Origin of the sequence: Microbacterium sp. Ag1 (genome assembly GCF_001005635.1) — a bacterium.
GTDB classification, from domain to species: domain Bacteria; phylum Actinomycetota; class Actinomycetes; order Actinomycetales; family Microbacteriaceae; genus Microbacterium; species Microbacterium oxydans.
This window is the reverse complement of sequence record NZ_LBCR01000016.1, coordinates 1-18,908: the sequence shown is the minus strand read 5'-3', so window position 1 is coordinate 18,908 and position 18,908 is coordinate 1. Positions and strand designations below refer to the sequence as shown.

Genomic DNA, 18,908 nt, shown 5'->3' with positions numbered 1-18,908 from the left:
CATGACCGTCATCGCGCCACGCGCGGTCGAGACGGCGGAACGGATGCCGGAGCCGCAGAGCCCCGGCATCCGTCGCCGCCGGCGGAGTCCGGGGGCCTCGCCCTGGTGGGCGCTGGTCTTCCTCGGCCCCACCGCCCTGGGCATCGCCGTCTTCTACCTCTGGCCGACCGTCCGCACGCTCATCATCTCGTTCACGAAGTCCGGCCCGTTCGGAGGGGCCGAGTGGGTGGGCCTCGACAACTACACGCGCCTGTTCCAGGACCCCGAGCTGATCGGAGCCCTGCGCAACACCGCGATCTACACGGTCATCGCGCTCATCGGCATCCCGCTCGCCGTGGGCATCGCCGCCCTGCTGAACACCACGGGGCTCAAGGGCCGCAGCGCCTATCGCACGCTGTACTTCATCCCCGTGGTCACCATGCCCGCGGCGATCGCGCTGGTCTGGCGAATGATCTACAACGGCGATTACGGCGTGCTGAACGCCGCGCTCGCCGCCGTCGGCATCGAGGGGCGCAGCTGGCTCACCGATCCGAACACAGCCCTGATCGCGATCGCCGTCGTCGGCATCTGGGCGGGACTCGGCACGAACATCGTCATCTTCCTCGCCGGGCTCCAGGGCATCCCCGACACGATCATGGAGGCGGCCGACCTGGATGGCGCCGGTCCCGTGCGCAAGTTCTTCTCCATCACGATCCCACTGCTGTCGCCGTCGATCTTCTTCGTCAGCGTCATCAGCGTGATCGGGGCGCTGCAGGTGTTCGACCTGATCTACATGATGCTCGGACGCAGCAATCCCGCGATGCCGAACACCCGCACCGTCGTCTACCTCTTCTACGAAGCGGGGTTCCTCGACAACGACCGCGGCTATGCGGCCGCCGTGGCCTTCCTGCTGCTGGTGATCATCCTGATCCTCACGATCGTGCAGTTCCGTCTGCAGAAGAAGTGGGTGCACTATGAGTGATGTTTCCCTCGACACACGCGCCATCGTGGGTGCGAAGCCCGCGCGCTCCGGGGCGGGGAAGCCCAAGAACCGCGGTCTCTGGATCGTGCACCTCGTGCTCCTCGTCGGCGCAGTGCTGATGGTCTTCCCGTTCGTCTGGCAGCTGCTCACCTCGTTCAAGACGCTGTCCGACTCGGTGCAGGTGCCGCCGTCGTTCCTGCCGCGCGAGTGGGTGTTCACCAACTTCGCCGAGGTGTTCGACTCGATGCCGTTCGCGCAGATGTTCCTGAACTCCGTCTGGCTCACGGTCGGGCGCACGGTGGGTCAGGTGGTGCTCTGCACCATGGCGGGCTATGCGTTCGCGCGCATCCCGTTCCCCGGCCGCAACGCCCTGTTCGTGGTGTTCCTCTCGGTGCTGATGGTGCCGTCACAGCTGTACCTGCTGCCGCAGTACGAGATCATCCAGTCGCTCGGCTGGCTCAACACGCTGCAGGCGCTCATCGTGCCCGGCATCTTCAGCGCCTTCGGGACCTTCCTGATGCGACAGTTCTTCATGTCGATGCCCGCCGAGCTCGAGGAAGCCGCACGCATCGACGGCGCGAATCCGTGGCAGACCTTCTGGCGCATCATGGTTCCGCTCGCGAAGCCTGGCATCATCGCACTTGTGGTGTTCACTGTGCTGTGGTCCTGGAACGATCTGCTCTGGCCGTTGATCGTGACGACCGATCCCGCCAAGATGCCGCTGTCGGTGGGCCTGTCGCAGCTGGTCGGCATCCACGGCACGGACTATCCGGTGCTGATGGCGGGCGCGCTGCTGGCGACGCTGCCGATGCTGGTGACCTTCATGGTGCTGCAGCGACAGTTCATCCAGGGCATCGCGTTCAGCGGATCGAAGGGCTGAGACATGGCGAAGAGCGAGCACCAGGCGCCCCGAAGGCCGACGCTGCGGATGGTCGCCGAACGGGCGGGAGTGTCGACGGCGACGGTGTCTTACGTGTTCTCCGGTCGGTCGGGGACGAACGGGGCCGGTGTCGCCGAAGCCACGGCGGCGCGGGTGCTGGCGGCCGCCGACGAGCTGAACTACCGACCGAACAGCGCGGCCCGGGCGATCCGAACCGGACGCAGCGGCATGGTGCAGCTCTCGCTGCACATGCTGAGCGACCCGTGGTCCCTGGCGGTGGCCGATGCCGTGAACGCCGAAGCGAACAGGCACGGGCTCACCACGCTGATCCTCGCCGACGGCGACTGGCACGCGGCCCTCGACCGGGTCGAGAGCGACGTAGCCTACCTCGACGGCGTGGGTCTCGACGATGCGGCGCGGAAGAACCTCGCCGACCTCGTGCGCCGCGGACAGCGCCTCGTGGTGTTCTCCGAGCATCTGGACCCGGACGGCTTCGACGTCATCCGCTCCGACGCGATCCCCGGTTGCGAGATCGCGATGGATCATCTGCTGGAGACGCACACCGCGATCGGGTGCATCGCCGCGGAGGGGGCGGTGCGCCTCGCCGACGAGCAGATCACCCGCTACACGCCGTATGTCGAGAAGCTCGCTGCCGCCGGCATCGTTCCCGATCCTGCGTGGACGGTGACCTACGCCGACACCCAGGCGAGCGCCTTCACCGCTGCGGTCAAGCTGCTGTCCGGCGAGAACCGGCCGCATGCCGTGTACGCCACGACCGACTTCGCAGCGATCGCCACGATCAATGCCGCGCACATGCTCGGCCTCCGCGTGCCGCACGATGTCGCGGTGGTGGGGGTCGGCAACACCCCGGACGCCCGCCTGATCGCGCCGACCCTCACGACCGTCGGTCCGACCGACTTCTACGAGCGGCAGGCGCGCATCATCGTCGACCGCGCTCTCGAGACCGACCCCGCACCAGGGCGTCTGCACGAGTTCGCATGGACGCTCTTCCCCGGCGGATCGACCGACCTCGACGCCCCCGCCCCGCGGGCCCGTTGACCTCGGCATCCCGCACAGACTCATCACACAAGAAGGACCATCGTGGATCTCCAGATCGGCATCATCGGCTTCGGCGCGCGCTCGACCCTGCAGGAAGAGGTGCATCGACCGGGGCACGGCTCGCGCATCTCCGCCGTGTGCGACCTCTCCCCGCGTGCCCGGGAGGACGCCCGCCTGCTCGTGCCGGACGCGCTCATCACCGACTCGCTCGACGAGCTGCTCTCCTCGGGCGTCGACGCCGTCATGGTGCTCACCCCCGACGACACGCACGCCGCGCTCAGCATCCGCGCGCTCGAAGCCGGCGTGCCGGTGTTCTGCGAGAAACCCCTCGCGATCGACCTCGCCGACGCCGACCGCATGCTCGAGACCGCACGCCGTACCGGCACCGGGCTCTACATCGGCCACAACATGCGGCACATGCCCGTCATCACACTGATGCGCGGACTGATCCAGAGCGGCCGCATCGGTCAGGTCAAGGCCGTCTGGGTGCGCCACTTCGTCGGGCACGGCGGCGACTTCTACTTCAAGGACTGGCACGCCGACCGTCGCCGCACCACCGGGCTGCTGCTGCAGAAGGGCGCCCACGACATCGACATCATCCACTGGCTCGCCGGCGCCTACAGCGAGCGTGTCTCGGCGATGGGCGCGCTCAGCGTGTACGGCGACATCACCGACCGGCGTGACCGCACAGGGGAGCGGATGCCGGACTGGTTCAGCATGGACAACTGGCCGCCGACCGCGCTGACGGGACTGCACCCGGTGGTGGACGTCGAGGACATCTCGATGGTGAACATGCAGCTGGAGGGCGGGATCTTCGCGTCATACCAGCAGTGCCACTTCACGCCCGACTACTGGCGCAACTACACGGTGATCGGCACCGAGGGTCGCATCGAGAACTTCGGCGACGTGGCCGGCAGCGAGGTCAAGCTGTGGAATCGGCGTCATGCCGGAGCGGCGGCGGCCGACGAGACCTTCATCGTCCCGGAGGTGCCAGACGCCGGGCACGACGGTGCGGACGCCCTGCTCGTCGCGGAGTTCCTGCGGTTCGTGCGGCACGGCGGACTCACCGAGACGTCGCCCGTCGCGGCCCGCGAGGCCGTCGCCGCCGGCATCCTCGCCACCGCGTCGCTGCGTGGCGACGGATCGGCGATCGAGGTTCCGCCGTTGGATCCCGAGCTCGTCGCCTACTTCGAGCGCGGGCAGGTCGAGGCCGCGCTGGTCTGAACCCACCCGTCTTCGAATCGCGCAACGGGGGGCATCGGCAGCTCGGATCGAACCATTTGCGCGATTCGAAACCCCGGGCGACGCCCCTCCCAGCGCCCTCACATCCGGAAAATGTACAAACGTACATGTACGGATGTCCAAGGGGGCGGGATGAGGCACGGGGAGCGTCGGCGACGTGACCCTGAGGCGCGCCGTCGGGAGATCGTGACCGCGACCGCCGAGCTCATCGTCGAGGTGGGTGCCGAAGCGGTCACACACCGTATGGTGGCCGCGCGTGCCGGGGTGCCTCTCGGGGCGACGACGCAGTACTTCGACACCCTCGACGACCTCAGGGCTGCCGCGTTCCACGCCCTCGCGGAAGAGGTCGATGCCCGCCTCGACGGCGTGCGTCAGACCATCGCCGAACGCGGCGACACGCCCGACGTCATCGCCGCCCTCGTGTTCGAGAGCATGGACGACCATCACGCCGTGCAGGCCGACCGTGCGGTGGTCACCGCCGCCGTGCACGACCCCCGCCTGCGCGATCTCGCTCGTCATCTGTCGGACCGCCTGGTCGATCTGCTCACGCCCACCTATGGCGAAGACCGTGCCAGAGCGGCGATGATCTTCATCGACGGCGTCATGTGGAGCACGCAGATCCGCGACGACCGCCTTGCCCAGTCCTTCATCGAGTCCGCACTGGCGCGGATCCTCGGAGATTCCGTCTCCACCCCCTCCGCAGCGACAGCCACACCCTGACACCGAGGAAACCGCCTTGTCGAAACTCGCCATCCTGAGCCTCAAGAACCGCGCGCTCATCGCGCTGATCACCATCGTCGCGGCGGTGTTCGGCGGCCTCGCGCTCACGAACCTCAAGCAGGAGCTCATCCCCTCGCTCGAGCTGCCGGCGCTCGTCGTCATGACGACCTACCCCGGCGCATCGCCCGAGGTCGTCGAGAACGACGTGTCCACCCCGGTGGAAGCGGCGATCCAGGGCGTCCCCGGCCTGGAGTCGACGACGGCGACGAGCACCACGAACGCGTCGATCGTGCAGGCGATGTTCGCCTACGGCACGAACCTCGCCACGGCTGAGCAGAAGATCCAGCAGGCGATCAACCGCATCTCGTCCCAGCTGCCGGAGGATGTGACGCCGCAGGTGCTGTCGGTCTCCATCGACGACTTCCCCGTGATCCAGGTGGCCGTCACCGGGTTCGAGGACGCGGACAACGCCCAGGCCCAGCTCGAATCCGTCGCGATCCCCGAACTCGAAGACGTCGACGGCGTCAACGCGGCCGAGATCGTGGGCGGGGTCGGTCAGCGCATCAGTATCACGCCCGACGTGGCGAAGCTCGCTGCTGCCGGCCAGAGCACCTCGGCGATCAACGACGCACTCGACCAGAACGGCACGCTGTTCCCCGGTGGCGACATCACCGAGAACGGTCAGACGCTGACGGTGCAGACGGGCGCGAAGATCACCTCGGTCGAGGAGATCGCCGCCCTTCCGCTGGTGGGCAGCGACGTCACGATCGGCGATGTCGCGACGGTCGTGCAGGAGTCCGATCCCGTCACCTCCATCTCCCGTGTCGACGGCAAGGATGCGCTGTCGATCTCGATCACGAAGCTCCCGGCCGCGAACACCGTGGAGGTGTCCAACGGCGTGATCGCCGCGCTCGACACGATCGGCGACGCCTTCCCGGACGCGACCTTCACGGTGATCTTCGACCAGGCGCCGTTCATCGTGCAGTCGATCGAGACGCTCGCCACCGAGGGAATGCTCGGCCTGGTGTTCGCGGTGCTCGTGATCCTCGTCTTCCTGATGTCGGTGCGCTCCACCCTCGTCACCGCGATCTCGATCCCCACCAGCGTGCTCATCACCTTCATCGGGCTGCAGGCGTTCGGCTACTCGCTGAACGTGCTCACCCTCGGTGCGCTCACGATCGCGATCGGTCGAGTGGTCGACGACTCCATCGTCGTGATCGAGAACATCAAACGTCACTACGTGGGCGATGCCGACAAGGGCGATGCGATCCGCCTCGCGGTGCGCGAGGTCGCGATGGCGATCACGGCGTCCACCATCACGACCGTGGCGGTCTTCCTGCCGATCGTCTTCGTCGGCGACATGGTCGGCGAGCTCTTCCGGCCGTTCGCGATGACCGTGACGATCGCGATGGTCGCCTCGCTCCTGGTCGCCCTGACGATCGTGCCGGTGCTCGCCTACTGGTTCCTCAAGCCGGGCAAGCCGTTGCTCGACGAGCACGGCGACGCGATCGACCCAGAGCACCCCGACGCTCCGCCGACGTGGCTGCAGCGGCAGTACCGGCCGATCCTGGGCTGGACGCTCAAGCACTCCGGTGTCACGGTGATCCTGGCGGTCGTCGTGCTCGGCGCCACGCTCGCCGCAGCGCCGCTGATGAAGGTCAACTTCCTCGGCGACTCCGGCCAGAACACCATGACGATCACGCAGGACCTCGGCCCGACGGCGAGTCTGCAGGCCAAGTCGGATGCGGCGGTGGCGGTCGAAGACGCCCTGCTCGACATCGACGGCATCGAGCACGTACAGGCCTCGATCGGCACCAGCGGTTCGGCGCTCAGCGATGCCTTCTCGGGCGGTGCGGGCGTCACGTACTCGGTGCTCACCGACTCGAACGCCGATCAGGAGAAGCTCCGCGCGGATGTGCAGGATGCGATCGACGGCCTCGGTGACGAGGTCGGGGATGTCGCGGTCTCGGCCTCGGCCGGCTTCGGATCGAGCGACATCGAGATCACGGTCAGCGCCTCGAACTCGGACGACCTCCAGACGGCGACCACCGCGCTGGTCAAGGAACTCGACGGGAGGGACGGCGTCGGTCAGGTGAGCGACAACCTCGCCGCGTCGCTGCCGTACATCGCCGTCGTGGTCGACCGGGAAGCCGCCGCGCAACGAGGACTCTCGGAGGTCGCGGTCGGTGCCATCGTCTCGGGCACCATGCGCCCGCAGCAGGCCGGATCCGTCGAGATCGACGACACCGCGCTGACGGTCTACATCGTGACTCCGAACCCACCGACCACGGTCGATGCGCTCAAGCAACTCACCATCCCGACGCCCGCCGGCATCGTGCAGCTGCAGGACATCGCGACCGTCGAGCAGCAGAACGGACCCACCTCGATCACCACGGAGCAGGGCCGTCGTACTGCGACGATCACCGTGCCGCCGGCGTCCGACAACCTCGCCACGGCCACGCAGTCGGTGAACTCCGCGCTCGCGGCGGTCGACCTGCCCGACGGTGCATCCGCCGAGGTGGGCGGTGTCGCGTCCCAGCAGGCCGACTCGTTCTCGCAGCTGGGGCTGGCGATGCTCGCGGCGATCCTGATCGTCTACGTGGTCATGGTCGCGACCTTCAAGTCGCTGCGCCAGCCGCTGCTGCTGCTCATCTCGGTGCCGTTCGCGGCGACTGGGGCGATCCTGCTGCAGATCATCACGGGTGTGCCGCTCGGCGTCGCGTCGTTGATCGGCGTGCTGATGCTCATCGGCATCGTGGTGACGAACGCGATCGTGCTCGTCGACCTCGTGAACCAGTACCGGGAGAAGGGTCTGTCGACGATCGAGGCGGTCAAGGCCGGTGGGGAGAAGCGTCTGCGGCCGATCCTCATGACGGCGCTCGCGACGATCCTGGCTCTGACTCCGATGGCGCTCGGCATCACGGGCCACGGCGGCTTCATCTCGCAGCCCCTCGCGATCGTCGTGATCGGCGGCCTGATCTCGTCGACCGTGTTGACGCTGATCGTGCTGCCGACGCTGTACAACCTCGTCGAGGGTGCCAAGGAGCGCCGCGCTGCCCGCAAGGCCGGGGGCTCGGATGCCGGTGCGGCGCCCGCTCCGGACGCCCCGGCCGACCCCGCCGCGCCTGCCGCCGCGACGGGCTCCGGTGGCCCGGTGCTGATCGACGCGTCCGGCCTGCCGCACGCGCCGCAGCTCACACGGCGTGAGCTGCGGGAGCGCGGGGAGTAGAGCACGCTCCCGGCTCCGTCCGGCCGAAACGGAGACCATGTGTGCCTCGCCCGGCGAGTCCCCATCCGACTCGCCGGCCGGGCGTCATTCGGTCTCCGTTTTCGCGGAGGATGCTCGCGGAGCGGGCGTGGAGGACGACCTAGGTGGGGCTGTCGCGGAGAGAGTGTGGGGTGTCAGCTCAGGGTGATGCCCCAGTGCAGGGTCCAGGTCTCTTCGGGGTCGAGGCGCCGGACGCCGAGGCCGCTGTTCAGCGCATCGGCGGGCGCGGTCATGGGCTCGATCGCGACGGCCAGGGCCTGCCCCGGGTAGCGGGGCGTGGTGTACACCTGCACGTAGTCGAAGCCCTCTCCCTGCCAGAGCGTGACCCGTCGGCCGTCCGGTGCGGTGAGGGAGTGACGGACGATTCCGTCCGCGTCGCGGGTCAGGTCCGCGAAGCCGGTGTCGAGGGAGACATCGCCGAGGCGCGCCCCTTCTCGCAGGGTGGCGTCGGCCGGTCGGGTGCCGGTCGGCAGCATCCGCTCGTCCGTTTCGATGGCGGTCTCCGCGGGGATCCGCAGGACGAGGTCGTGCGGATCGACGTCGCCGATCGTGACGAAGGGGTGGGTTCCGAGAGCGACCGGGGCTGGGCCGGTCGAACGGTTGGTCAGGGTGTGCGCGACATCGATGCCGTCGGCGGTGAGGGTGTATGTGACGGCGGTCTCGATCAGGTACGGGTATCCGGTCTGGGGCACGATCGTCGCGCGGAGTACCGCTGCCGTCTCGGTCTGGGCGACCTCGTAGGCGGTGAAACGCAGCAGGCCGTGGCTCGCATTGCCGAGTTTGGGCTCCGTGATGGCGAGCTGTCTGACCGTACCCGCATCGTCCCATCGGCCATCACGCACCCTGTTCGGCCACGGGGCGAGGACCACTCCGGAGCACGATGGGGTCGGAGAGTCCTCGGGATACGGCGGCACGAGGTCGACGCCCCCGATGCACAGCGAACGGAGGGAGGCGCCGACCTGAGCGATCTGGGCGGTGACGTCGCCGAGCTGCAGGGCGATCTGGGTGCCGGTGGGGGAGACGGAAATCACTCCCTCAGCGTAGAGGCACCCGGTCGGCACCGGGGGTCTGTGCGGTCTCTCAGGAGCGTCGGCTACACTTGAACGGTCGGCTTCGGACACCCGCGCGTTGGCGCGGACGTTTTATGTGTGTGAAGTGTGAGTCCAGGGGCCGATGGTGAGCGTCGATCGACGCAAATCAACCATCACATGAATGGCCCCGGCCGCTGACAGTCCGGAACCCCGCTGGTCGCATCCGACCACGCGCTGGGTGCTCGCGCGTGTGCGCGGCGCTGTTCTCGTGCGAGAACACAGAAAGAACACCGCAATGCCGAAGAACAAGAAGCCCCGCGGCGGGCGTCCCGCAGCCAACTTCGAGCCGCGCTACGGCGCCAAGAAGACCTCCTTCCACGATCGCCACAACGGCGGGGCCGCCCGCGACGGTGCGCGCGATGAGCGCGGTGGACGCGCGGATGCCGGTGACCGCCGCTCCGCTCCCGCCGCAGGCGGATACGACCGTCGTCCCGGCAGCCGCAGCGCCGGTCACCGGGGCTACCGCCCGGCCGAGGCCGAGGGCGGTGCTCCCAAGCAGCGGTGGGGTGCGTCCGAGCGCGCAGGCCGCGATGAGGCCCGCGCGATTCGCAACCGTGCCGAGTCCGGGCGCCGAGAGGCTCCGCACCACCGCAACGACGAGCGCTCCGAGCGCCCTCGCTACAACGACCGCCCCAGCGCCGGCGGCCGTTTCGACGACCGTCCGCGTCGCGATGACCGTGGCGGACAGCGTCCGACCGGCCCCGGCACCTACCGTGACGACCGTGGCGGAGACCGCCCCCGGTATGACCGTGACGACCGTGCGCGTCGCGACGACCGCGGTGCCGGCACCCAGCGTCAGGGCTTCCGCGACAACGACCACCGCGATGGCGGACGTCCGGTTCGGGACGATCGCCGTGGCGGCGAGCGTCCCCGCTTCAACAGCGACCGTGGCGGCGAGCGTCCCCGCTTCGACGACCGCGGCAACGACCGTCCCCGGTTCGAGCGCGACGAGCGTCCGCGGCGCGACGACCGCGGCTTCGACCGCACCCGCTCGAACGACCGTGGCCCCGAGCGCCCCGAGCGTTCCTTCGACGCCGACCGCGCACGTCGTGCTTTCGACCGCGACCGCACCCAGCGTTCCTTCGAGGGTGGGCGCGAGCGTCCGTCGACCGGCGGCGCCTACCGCACCGAGCGTCCCCGTCCGCTGACCTCGGACACCCGTGGCCGCCCGGCACGCAATGAGCGCCCGAGCCGCAACGACTGGAATGCCACCAGCCGTCCGGCCTCGACCGGAGCGAAGTTCGCGCCCGGTGACGATGTCGTCCACGAGCGCCTCGAAGCGAAGTCCGTCGCGGCCGTCGAGGTCGATGGTGTGACGTTCGGCGATCTGGGTCTCGGCTCGAACATCGTCGAGACACTCGTCGGAATGGGCGCTGCGACGCCGTTCCCGATCCAGGCCGCCAGCATCCCTGCCGTGCTCGCCGGTCGCGATGTGCTCGCCCGTGGCCGCACCGGCTCCGGCAAGACCATCGCCTTCGGCGCACCGCTCGTCGAGCGTGTGCTGCAGTCGCAGGCCGGCAAGCGCCGTGAGTTCGGACGTTCGCCGCGCGCGATCATCCTCGCTCCGACCCGCGAGCTCGCGCTGCAGATCGACCGCACCATCCAGCCGATCGCGCGCAGCGTCGGCCTGTTCACCACGCAGATCTACGGTGGTGTGCCGCAGGGCCGTCAGGTGGGTGCGCTCAAGAAGGGCGTCGACATCGTGATCGGCACCCCCGGTCGCATCGAGGACCTCATCAACCAGGGCAAGCTCGACCTCTCCGACTGCCGCATCGCGGTGCTCGACGAGGCCGACCACATGTGCGAGCTCGGGTTCGTCGAGCCCGTGCAGCGCATCCTCCGTCACACCGCGGAAGGCAGCCAGAAGCTGCTGTTCTCGGCGACGCTGGACCGCGAGGTCGCCGCGCTCGTCGACGAGTTCCTCGTCGACCCCGCCGTGTACGAGGTCGCCGGTGAGGACCAGGACTCCTCGACGATCGAGCACCGCGTTCTCGTGATCGAGCACCGCGACAAGGCCGACATCCTCACGTCGCTCGTCGACCGCGACGGCAAGACGCTCGTGTTCGCCCGCACCCGCGCCTACGCCGACATGCTCGCCGAGCAGTTCGACGACGCCGGGATCCCCGCCGTCTCGCTGCACGGAGACCTGAACCAGGCCAAGCGCACGCGCAACCTGGAGCGGCTGACCTCGGGTCGCGTTAACGTGCTCGTCGCCACGGACGTCGCCGCCCGCGGCATCCACGTCGACGACATCGACCTGGTCGTCCAGGCCGATGCGCCCGACGAGTACAAGACGTACCTGCACCGCTCGGGTCGCACCGGTCGTGCCGGTCGCTCGGGTCGCGTCGTCACGCTGATCACGCGTCAGCGTCAGCGCCGCATGACCGAGCTGCTCGATCGCGCCGAGATCGACGCCCCGTTCGAGAACGCCCGTCTGGACGACGACGTGATCGAGGAGATCGCCGGTCGCGTGCCGACCGCGGCCGACCTGACCGCCTGAGTCTCCTTCACGAAGGCCCCGTCCTGCGCTCGCAGGCGGGGCCTTCGTCGTGCGGGGAGTGTGGGCGCGGGGTCAGGCCAGCTCGTGCACGTGCACGGCGGAAGTCAGGTTCGTGCCGTTGAGGTCGAGGTAGATCACGCCCTCGGTCACGGTGAGGGTCATGGTGTTCCGGCGCTCGATGAGGGCCGAAGCGGTCTCGATGAACCCGGGATCGAAGCTGTAGACGCGGATGTCCTCGCGGCGGTGGATGCGTTTGTCCGTCCACGGTGCCATCACCTTGGCGGGGTCGCGGTGCGTGTACACGACGGTGCGCTCGGCGAGACGGCTGCCGTAGTGCAGGCGCTCGGCATCGGGCGCGCCGATCTCGACCCAGGCCGTGATGAGCCCGGTGAGGTCGCGTACGAGCACTGCAGGTTCCTCGGTCGAGGAGATGCTGCCACCGAACGCGATGCCCTCGGCGAACTCCAACCCGTAGGCGAGCACCCGGGTGAGCATGTACGCATCGGTCTCGGACGGATGCCGGGCCGCGCGCAGCGAGTAGTCCTCGTAGACGCCGCGATCGGTGTCAGCGAGCTGCACCTCGAATGTGTGGACTGTGGAACCGATCGCCATGATCCCCGAGCCTACGCGGCCGGCGAAGGAGCGCCGGACCAGCGCTCTCAGAAGAGCATCGGCTGTGCGGGTGATGCCTCGGATCGCGCGCTGGGTGCGAATGCCACTCGAGGGCCCGACTGCACGTGACCCTGCCCCGGTCGAAGGCCTCGCCGGGGGTAGTCGTCCTCGTGGCGGCCGTCGAGTCCATGCATGCGGATGAGCGGACGAGTGCGTTTCGCGAGCCACTGTCTGTACCCCTTCGGCGCCTCGACGGAGGCTCCCGGGTACAGGCCGCGGTACGACGAGACGAGGTCGGGGCGATTCGCGTCGAGCCACTGGAAGAACCACGGCTTCACGCCGGGTCGCAGGTGCAGGGCTCCGTAGATGACCGAGCGTGCACCGGCCTCTCTGATGCGCACGAGGGCGCTGTCGATCGCGGCGAGGGAGTCGGTCATATGGGGCATGATCGGCATGAGGAAGACGGTCACGGGGAAACCCGCATCCGCCAGTGCTCGCACGGTGTCGAGGCGGGCCTGCGTCGTCGGTGCCCCCGGCTCGATGGCCTTCTGCAGGTCGTCGTCGTACATCGCGATCGACATCTGCACGTCGATCGGCACACGCTGCGCGGCCTTCACGAGCAGCGGGATGTCTCGACGGATCAGCGTTCCCTTCGTGAGGATGGAGATCGGGGTTCCCGATGCGGCGAGGGCCTGGATGATCCCCGGCATGAGCTTGTAGCGGCCCTCGGCGCGCTGGTACGGATCGGTGTTTGTCCCGAGGGCGACGGTCTCGTGCTCCCAGCTGCCCTTGCGCAGCTCGCGTTCGAGCACCTCGACGACATTCACCTTCACGACGATCTGCGAGTCGAAATCGGAGCCGCCGTCGAGGTCGAGGTACTCGTGCGTGCCGCGGGCGAAGCAGTAGACGCAGGCATGAGAGCATCCGCGGTACGGGTTGATAGTCCATGCGAACGGCATGCGCGAGGCGCCGGGGACATGGTTCAGTGCCGACTTCGACAGCACCTCGTGGAACGTCATGCCCGCGAACTCGGGCGTGGTCACCGAGCGCAGAACGCTGGATCGGTCTTCGAGGCCGGGGAGCGCGGATGCATCCGTCTCGCCGAGTTTCTGTCCTTGCCACCGCATTCGACCATTCGAACAGATGAGCGATCCTGATACAAGCCGCTCTCATAACTATCTTCGAATGAGATGATGGACCAATGCCCTTTCTGCCGCACGCTCAGCATGCGGCGCCGCGGTCCCCGATCCGCGGACCCGCTCTCCCGATCGGCGTCGCCCTGACGGCGATCGGCATCCTCTGCTCGATCGGGTCCGGTCCGGTGCCGTCGTCCGACGCCGAGGTCATGCCCGTGCCGGTCGCGGTCATGCAGGTCCCGCCGGTCAAGGTCGCTGCGACCACGGCGGCCGACCCCTGTGCCGAGCCGTCGGTGCAGCAGGCCATCGCGAACGGTGACGATGCGGGCGCGATCGCGGGCTTCGGGGGAGGGGTGGCCTTTCGCGATGCGGTGGTGGCGGGCAATGCCCCCTGCGTCTCGCTCAGCGACCCCGCACGCCTCTGGGTGGTGGTGAACAAGTCGCTGCCGCTGAATCCCCCCGTTTACGAGCCGGCGGACCTCGCTCAGGTGCCGCTGCAGATGACGACGCCGTCCGGACGTGTGCGCTCCGATGTGGCCGCCGCCGTCGGCCGGATGGCGGATGCGGCAGCCGCGGCCGGCGTGGGACGCATCGGGGCGAACAACGGCTACCGCTCCTATGGTCTTCAGGTGACGACCTACGGCTCGCACGTGCGTTCGCAGGGGCAGGCGGAGGCGGATGCCGGCTCGGCTCGCCCCGGTCACAGCGAGCACCAGACGGGTCTCGCCCTCGATGTGGTGGCGTGCGGTGCGGGCTGCGGCGGACTCGACGGCTTCGGCGGCACCGCCCAGAGCGACTGGGTCGCCGCTCACGCCTGGGAGTACGGATTCATCGTGCGTTACGAGCAGGTCGGCACCCCGGTCACCGGATACGCCCCGGAGCCGTGGCACCTCCGCTACGTCGGGGTCGACCTGGCGGCGGCATACCACGAGGGCGGATTCCATACGCTGGAGGAGTTCTTCGGGCTCCCCGCTGCGCCCGATTACTCGCACTGAATCGGGTGGGAACGCCGTGGTTGCGGCATCCGACAACCGCGGAACCCAGTCTCACGTTTTATGGGATGCATTCTCACAACGTCCTGTCCCCGGCCTCCGCGGCGTCGTAGAATCACCGGAGCAATGATGCACGACACGTTCAGGAGGACGGCATGGAACGCGACATCTACGACGAGGATCACGAGGCTTTCCGGGACCTGGTCAAGGACTTCGTCAAGCGCCACGTGACAGGCGAAGCGATCGAGCGGTGGGATGCCGCGGGCGAGATCGACCGCGCGACCATGCTGGCGGCCGGCGAAGCAGGTCTGATCGGGCTCTCCGTCCCCGAGGAGTTCGGCGGCGCGGGGATGCTGCAGGACTACCGCTTCCGCACGATCGTCATGGAGGAGGTCATCGCCTCCGGTGCGGGCTCGCTGGCCGGTGCGTTCGGCATCCAGGACGACCTGGCCGTCCCCTACCTCGTGCACATGGGCACGCAGGAGCAGAAGGAGAAGTGGCTGCCCCGCATGGCCACCGGCGAGGTGCTCGGCGCCCTCGCGATGACCGACCCCGGCGCGGGCTCCGACCTGCGCGGGATCAAGACCAACGCCAAGAAGGTCGACGGCGGCTACATCCTCAACGGTGCGAAGACGTTCATCTCCTCCGGCACGACCGCCGACGTCGTGGTGACCTTCGTCAAGACCGGTGAGGGCAACCGTCCGGACGCGTTCAGCCTCCTGCTCGTCGAGAAGGGCATGGAGGGGTTCGACCAGGGGAAGAAGCTCAGCAAGATGGGCTTCCACGGCTGGGACACGGCCGAGCTCAGCTTCACGGACGTGTTCGTCCCCGACGAGAACCTCATCAGCGGCAAAGAGGGTCAGGGCTTCATCCAGCTGATGCTGAACCTGCCACTCGAGCGCCTCTCGATCGGCGTCGCCGCAGCTGCAGCCGCACAGGCCGCCCTCGACTGGACCATCGCCTACACGAAGGACCGCGAGGCGTTCGGTGAGCGCATCGCCGACTTCCAGAACACCCGCTTCCGCCTCGCCGACATGTCCGCGACCACCGATGCGATGTGGGCCTACATCGACCGCGCGCTCCGGGCCTACTCGGAGGGGAAGCTGTCCGCCGAGGATGCCGCGAAGGTGAAGTTCTGGGCGACCGAACGCGAGTGGGAGGTGCTCGACACGGGAGTGCAGCTGCACGGGGGCTACGGCTACATCATGGAGTACCCGATCGCCCGCGCGTTCACCGATGCCCGAGTGCACCGCATCTACGGCGGCACGAACGAGATCATGCGCGACCTCGTCGGGCGTCAGATCGCCGGCAAGCGCTGACGCGCCTCCCCTGAAGAGGCCCCGGATTTCGCATCCGGGGCCTCTTCTCGTCGTTGCCCTATTTCTCGTCGTTGCCCTATCGCCGTCGAGGCGTGGACAGGGGTGCTGCGGCCCGGTTGAATCGACTGCATGACGACGTCGCTCGCACGGATCCTGGATGAACACGTCGCGCGAGGCACGGCGCCGGGGATCATCGGGGTGCACGGTGAACCCGGTGGGTCGTTCGAGATCGTCGCGTCCGGAGACCTGCCGGCGGATGCGATCGTGCGCATCCAGTCGATGACCAAACCGATCCTCGCGGTCGCCGCACTGCGCCTCGTGCAGGCGGGGCGCCTCCTTCTCGACGATCCCGTCGAGAAGTGGGTGCCTGAGCTCGCCGATCGTCAGGTGCTGCGCGTGCCGGATGCTCCCCTCGACGACGTCGCGCCTGCGACGACGCCCATCACTCTGCGTCATCTGCTCACCAACACCTCGGGCTACGGCGTGCAGGTCGTGTCGTCGCCGCTCGCCGAGGCGATGATCAGGAATCGGACGGTCGCGGGGCAGAAGCCGGTCGCGATGGGCGCACAGGAGTGGCTGGACGCGCTGACCGCGCTCCCGCTCGCGTTCGAGCCCGGCACCGGATGGCGCTACCACCACTCCTTCGGCATCCTCGGGATCCTGCTCTCACGAGTGGTCGACGGGTCGCTGGAGGAGCACCTTCGGCGTGACCTCTTCGGACCGCTGGGAATGGTCGACACGGGTTTCACGGTTCCCGTCGACCAGGCGCATCGGCTGCCCGCGGCATACCGGCACCAGGAGGGCCAGTTGGTCGAGATCGAGTCGGCGGCCGCAGGGTTCTCCGTCGCGCCTGCGCCGTTCGATCTCAATCACTCGGAACTCGTGTCGACGGCCGCCGACTATGCCGTGTTCGCGGGGATGCTGGCCGCCGGCGGGCGCCATGGCGGGAGTGTCGTCCTCGACCCGGAGCTGCTCGCGCTGATGCGTTCGGACCAGGTGCCGGCCGCAGCGAAGACAGCGGACAGCTTCTTCCCGGGATTCTGGGAGGGCACGGGGTGGGGATTCGGCGTCGCGGTGCAGACCGAGGGTGAGCACGTCGGCCGGTTCGGCTGGTCGGGTGGGCAGGGGACGGACTTCTGGATCGACCAGGACGGCTCGTTCCGCGTCGTCTTGAGCCAGGTCGAGATGGGGCCGGAGGTCATGGGATTGTTCACCGACGTGCAGTGAGGCACTCCGGCGGCCCGCGGCTCCTGTGCCCGGGCGGCCCTGGCGAGCCGGGCGGGCCTGGCGGGCCGGGCGGGCCTGGCGGGCCGGGCGGGCCTGGTGGGCCTGGTGGGTCGGTCCGGGGAGGGTGCCTTTCGGGATACCGGTCTCACCGGCATGCGATCGAACAAATCTTCGAATCTCGGCACAATCCGCGATAAAATGAAGCATGTCCAGATTGACCGCGTTGCACGAGGCGATGTCCCGCCTCGATGAGGCGTGGTCGGATGCCGACGACTCCGGAGACCTGTCGCGCGAGCAGTTGATGGCGGTGAGCGAGTCGATCGGGGTGCTGCGGCGTCGGTTGGATGCCGTGCATGTCTCGGTGGCGGCGTGCATATCGCGTGAGTCGCGTCCAGAGCTCGGCGCGGAGAGCCTGGCGAAGCAGCAGGGCTACCGCAATCCGGCGACGCTGATCGCGGCTGCGACGGGAGTGTCGACGGGCGATGCCTCGCGCCTCGTCAAGGTGGGCGAAGCGACTGCACCCCGCAGCGACCTCCTTGGCGCCCCTCTGCCGGCAAAGTACCCGTCGGTGAGTACGGCACTCGACTCGGGTGCGCTCGGCGCCCCGGCCGCCGCGATGATCATCGCGCTCCTCGATCGCTGTCGGATCGCCGCGGGAGCGGAACGTATCGCCGAAGGCGAGCGGGTGCTGGCGGAGAAAGCGGCGGGTTTGGCGCTCGACGATGTGCGTAAGCTCGTGGTCCGCGCGGAAGCATGGCTCGACCCGGACGGTCTGGAGCCCAGGGAGGACGAGCGGCGCAACAGACGTGCGCTATCGCTGTTCGAGCGTGACGGCATGGTGCATCTGAACGCGGTGCTCGACGTCGAGACCGCGGCTCCGGTGGTCACCGCGATCCGGGGGTACGTGACCGCTGCGTTCGCCGCGCGAAAAGATGCGCCCGACGAGGGTGCGCCCGATGCGGACCGCCGGACGGTGCCGATGATCCAAGCTGATGCTCTGGCGGTGTTCTGTGCGCACGTGCTCGGGTGCGAGCAGCGGGTGCCGGTAGCGGGTGCGACGGTGATCGTGCGGATGAACCTCGACGATCTGGAAGCCGGCACGGGGTCGGCGACCCTGGATGGTGTCGATCACCCGGTCAGCGTCGGAGCTGCGCGCAGGATGGCGGCCGGTGGCGGTGTGATCCCGTGTGTTCTCGGCGGCGACAGCGAGATCCTCGAATGGGGTCGCGAGAAGCGGCTGTTCACCCGCGCACAACGGCTGGCGCTGGTGGAGCGCGACGGGGGATGCGCGATGTGCGGATTGCCGCCCGAGATGACGAAGGCCCATCACATCCGCTGGTGGAAACGAGATCACGGGCCGACCGACCTCTCCAACGGGGTACTGCTGTGCGAAACGTGTCACCACCGCATCCACGACAACGGGTGGGAGATCCGTATCGACGATGCCGGGATTATGAGTAGGAGTGGGGGCGGGAGTAGGAGGGGGACTGGGAGCGGCGCGCGGGTGTGGTTCATTCCGCCGCGATACGTCGATCCTGCGCAGACCCCGAGGCTCGGCGGTCGCGCACGCCTCGACGTCGCTGCGTGAGGATGTCGGTCTCTGGTGGGCTGGTCTCTGGTGAGGCTGGTCTCTGGTGGGCTGGTCTCTGGTGAGGCTGCTCTCTGGTGAGGCTGGTCTCTGGTGACGGTCGTCTGGTGGGGGGTCTCGGGTGAGGACGCCGCCCGACGGTGCGATGTGCTCCGTCTTACGGCACCGGTCGACCCCACCTGAGGAGTGTGATGAGGGCGGCTGTGCTCTTGAGGCTCAGCGGCGCCCGTTGACAGCTGGCCTGCCCACTCCGGCGCTGCCTACTCCGGCGCTGCCTACTCCTGCGCTGCCTACTCCTGCCCTGCCCACTCCT

General features: G+C 68.5%; 14 protein-coding genes. 11 read left to right on the top strand and 3 right to left on the bottom strand.

The window, feature by feature from the left end; genetic code table 11:
* Nucleotide 1: 1 nt before the first annotated feature.
* The 6 genes from AAY78_RS00925 (at nt 2) to AAY78_RS00900 (ending at nt 8,091) form a co-directional block, all read left to right on the top strand.
* On the top strand, nt 2–961 hold the full coding sequence (locus AAY78_RS00925) for a carbohydrate ABC transporter permease (protein ID WP_046746501.1): 960 nt from the start codon (nt 2–4) through the stop codon (nt 959–961).
* Nucleotides 954–1,841: a carbohydrate ABC transporter permease gene (locus AAY78_RS00920; RefSeq protein ID WP_017204308.1), complete on the top strand. Its 888-nt coding sequence runs from the start codon at nt 954–956 to the stop codon at nt 1,839–1,841. The genes AAY78_RS00925 and AAY78_RS00920 overlap by 8 nt, the downstream gene beginning before the upstream one ends.
* 3 nt (nt 1,842–1,844) lie before the next feature.
* Nucleotides 1,845–2,900: a LacI family DNA-binding transcriptional regulator gene (locus tag AAY78_RS00915; RefSeq protein ID WP_046746500.1), complete on the top strand. Its 1,056-nt coding sequence runs from the start codon at nt 1,845–1,847 to the stop codon at nt 2,898–2,900.
* Between the two features lie 42 nt (nt 2,901–2,942).
* Nucleotides 2,943–4,124, top strand: a complete 1,182-nt coding sequence (locus AAY78_RS00910; RefSeq protein ID WP_197077653.1) for a Gfo/Idh/MocA family protein — start codon at nt 2,943–2,945, stop codon at nt 4,122–4,124.
* 150 nt (nt 4,125–4,274) lie between these two features.
* On the top strand, nt 4,275–4,862 hold the full coding sequence (locus AAY78_RS00905; protein ID WP_046746498.1) for a TetR/AcrR family transcriptional regulator: 588 nt from the start codon (nt 4,275–4,277) through the stop codon (nt 4,860–4,862).
* Between the two features lie 16 nt (nt 4,863–4,878).
* Nucleotides 4,879–8,091, top strand: a complete 3,213-nt coding sequence (locus AAY78_RS00900; RefSeq protein ID WP_046746497.1) for an efflux RND transporter permease subunit — start codon at nt 4,879–4,881, stop codon at nt 8,089–8,091.
* Nucleotides 8,092–8,264: 173 nt separating this feature from the next.
* Here AAY78_RS00900 and AAY78_RS00895 read toward each other — a convergent pair whose 3' ends face one another.
* Entirely contained in the window at nt 8,265–9,161 is an 897-nt protein-coding gene (locus tag AAY78_RS00895; protein ID WP_197077652.1) for an aldose 1-epimerase family protein, read from the bottom strand.
* Between the two features lie 295 nt (nt 9,162–9,456).
* Here AAY78_RS00895 and AAY78_RS00890 point away from each other — a divergent pair, with 295 nt between their 5' ends.
* Complete coding sequence (locus tag AAY78_RS00890) at nt 9,457–11,721, top strand: DEAD/DEAH box helicase (protein ID WP_046746515.1); 2,265 nt, start codon at nt 9,457–9,459, stop codon at nt 11,719–11,721.
* Between the two features lie 72 nt (nt 11,722–11,793).
* Here AAY78_RS00890 and AAY78_RS00885 read toward each other — a convergent pair whose 3' ends face one another.
* Nucleotides 11,794–12,333, bottom strand: a complete 540-nt coding sequence (locus tag AAY78_RS00885; RefSeq protein ID WP_046746496.1) for a YaeQ family protein — start codon at nt 12,331–12,333, stop codon at nt 11,794–11,796.
* A 47-nt stretch (nt 12,334–12,380) separates the two neighbouring features.
* Nucleotides 12,381–13,460 carry an Rv2578c family radical SAM protein gene (locus tag AAY78_RS00880; protein WP_046746495.1) on the bottom strand — a complete coding sequence of 360 codons (1,080 nt, stop codon included), beginning with the start codon at nt 13,458–13,460 and terminating at the stop codon, nt 12,381–12,383.
* Between the two features lie 74 nt (nt 13,461–13,534).
* Between AAY78_RS00880 and AAY78_RS00875 the strand changes: the two genes are divergently transcribed.
* The 4 genes from AAY78_RS00875 to AAY78_RS00860 all read left to right on the top strand — a co-directional run bounded on the left by AAY78_RS00875 (nt 13,535) and on the right by AAY78_RS00860 (nt 18,595).
* Nucleotides 13,535–14,464 carry a M15 family metallopeptidase gene (locus tag AAY78_RS00875; protein WP_046746494.1) on the top strand — a complete coding sequence of 310 codons (930 nt, stop codon included), beginning with the start codon at nt 13,535–13,537 and terminating at the stop codon, nt 14,462–14,464.
* Nucleotides 14,465–14,616: 152 nt separating this feature from the next.
* Nucleotides 14,617–15,780 (top strand): acyl-CoA dehydrogenase family protein, encoded by a 1,164-nt coding sequence (locus AAY78_RS00870; protein WP_046746493.1) that lies wholly within the window; start codon nt 14,617–14,619, stop codon nt 15,778–15,780.
* 129 nt (nt 15,781–15,909) lie between these two features.
* Nucleotides 15,910–17,007 carry a serine hydrolase domain-containing protein gene (locus tag AAY78_RS00865; protein WP_046746492.1) on the top strand — a complete coding sequence of 366 codons (1,098 nt, stop codon included), beginning with the start codon at nt 15,910–15,912 and terminating at the stop codon, nt 17,005–17,007.
* Nucleotides 17,008–17,212: 205 nt separating this feature from the next.
* Nucleotides 17,213–18,595 carry an HNH endonuclease signature motif containing protein gene (locus AAY78_RS00860; RefSeq protein ID WP_046746491.1) on the top strand — a complete coding sequence of 461 codons (1,383 nt, stop codon included), beginning with the start codon at nt 17,213–17,215 and terminating at the stop codon, nt 18,593–18,595.
* Nucleotides 18,596–18,908 lie beyond the last annotated feature (313 nt).

Coding starts and splice junctions, on each gene's coding strand:
- AAY78_RS00925 (WP_046746501.1), top strand. CDS start 2: ATGACCGTCATCGCGCCACGCGCGGTCGAGACGGCGGAACGGATGCCG.
- AAY78_RS00920 (WP_017204308.1), top strand. CDS start 954: ATGAGTGATGTTTCCCTCGACACACGCGCCATCGTGGGTGCGAAGCCC.
- AAY78_RS00915 (WP_046746500.1), top strand. CDS start 1,845: ATGGCGAAGAGCGAGCACCAGGCGCCCCGAAGGCCGACGCTGCGGATG.
- AAY78_RS00905 (WP_046746498.1), top strand. CDS start 4,275: ATGAGGCACGGGGAGCGTCGGCGACGTGACCCTGAGGCGCGCCGTCGG.
- AAY78_RS00890 (WP_046746515.1), top strand. CDS start 9,457: ATGCCGAAGAACAAGAAGCCCCGCGGCGGGCGTCCCGCAGCCAACTTC.
- AAY78_RS00885 (WP_046746496.1), bottom strand. CDS start 12,333: ATGGCGATCGGTTCCACAGTCCACACATTCGAGGTGCAGCTCGCTGAC.
- AAY78_RS00880 (WP_046746495.1), bottom strand. CDS start 13,460: ATGCGGTGGCAAGGACAGAAACTCGGCGAGACGGATGCATCCGCGCTC.
- AAY78_RS00875 (WP_046746494.1), top strand. CDS start 13,535: ATGCCCTTTCTGCCGCACGCTCAGCATGCGGCGCCGCGGTCCCCGATC.
- AAY78_RS00870 (WP_046746493.1), top strand. CDS start 14,617: ATGGAACGCGACATCTACGACGAGGATCACGAGGCTTTCCGGGACCTG.
- AAY78_RS00865 (WP_046746492.1), top strand. CDS start 15,910: ATGACGACGTCGCTCGCACGGATCCTGGATGAACACGTCGCGCGAGGC.
- AAY78_RS00860 (WP_046746491.1), top strand. CDS start 17,213: ATGTCCAGATTGACCGCGTTGCACGAGGCGATGTCCCGCCTCGATGAG.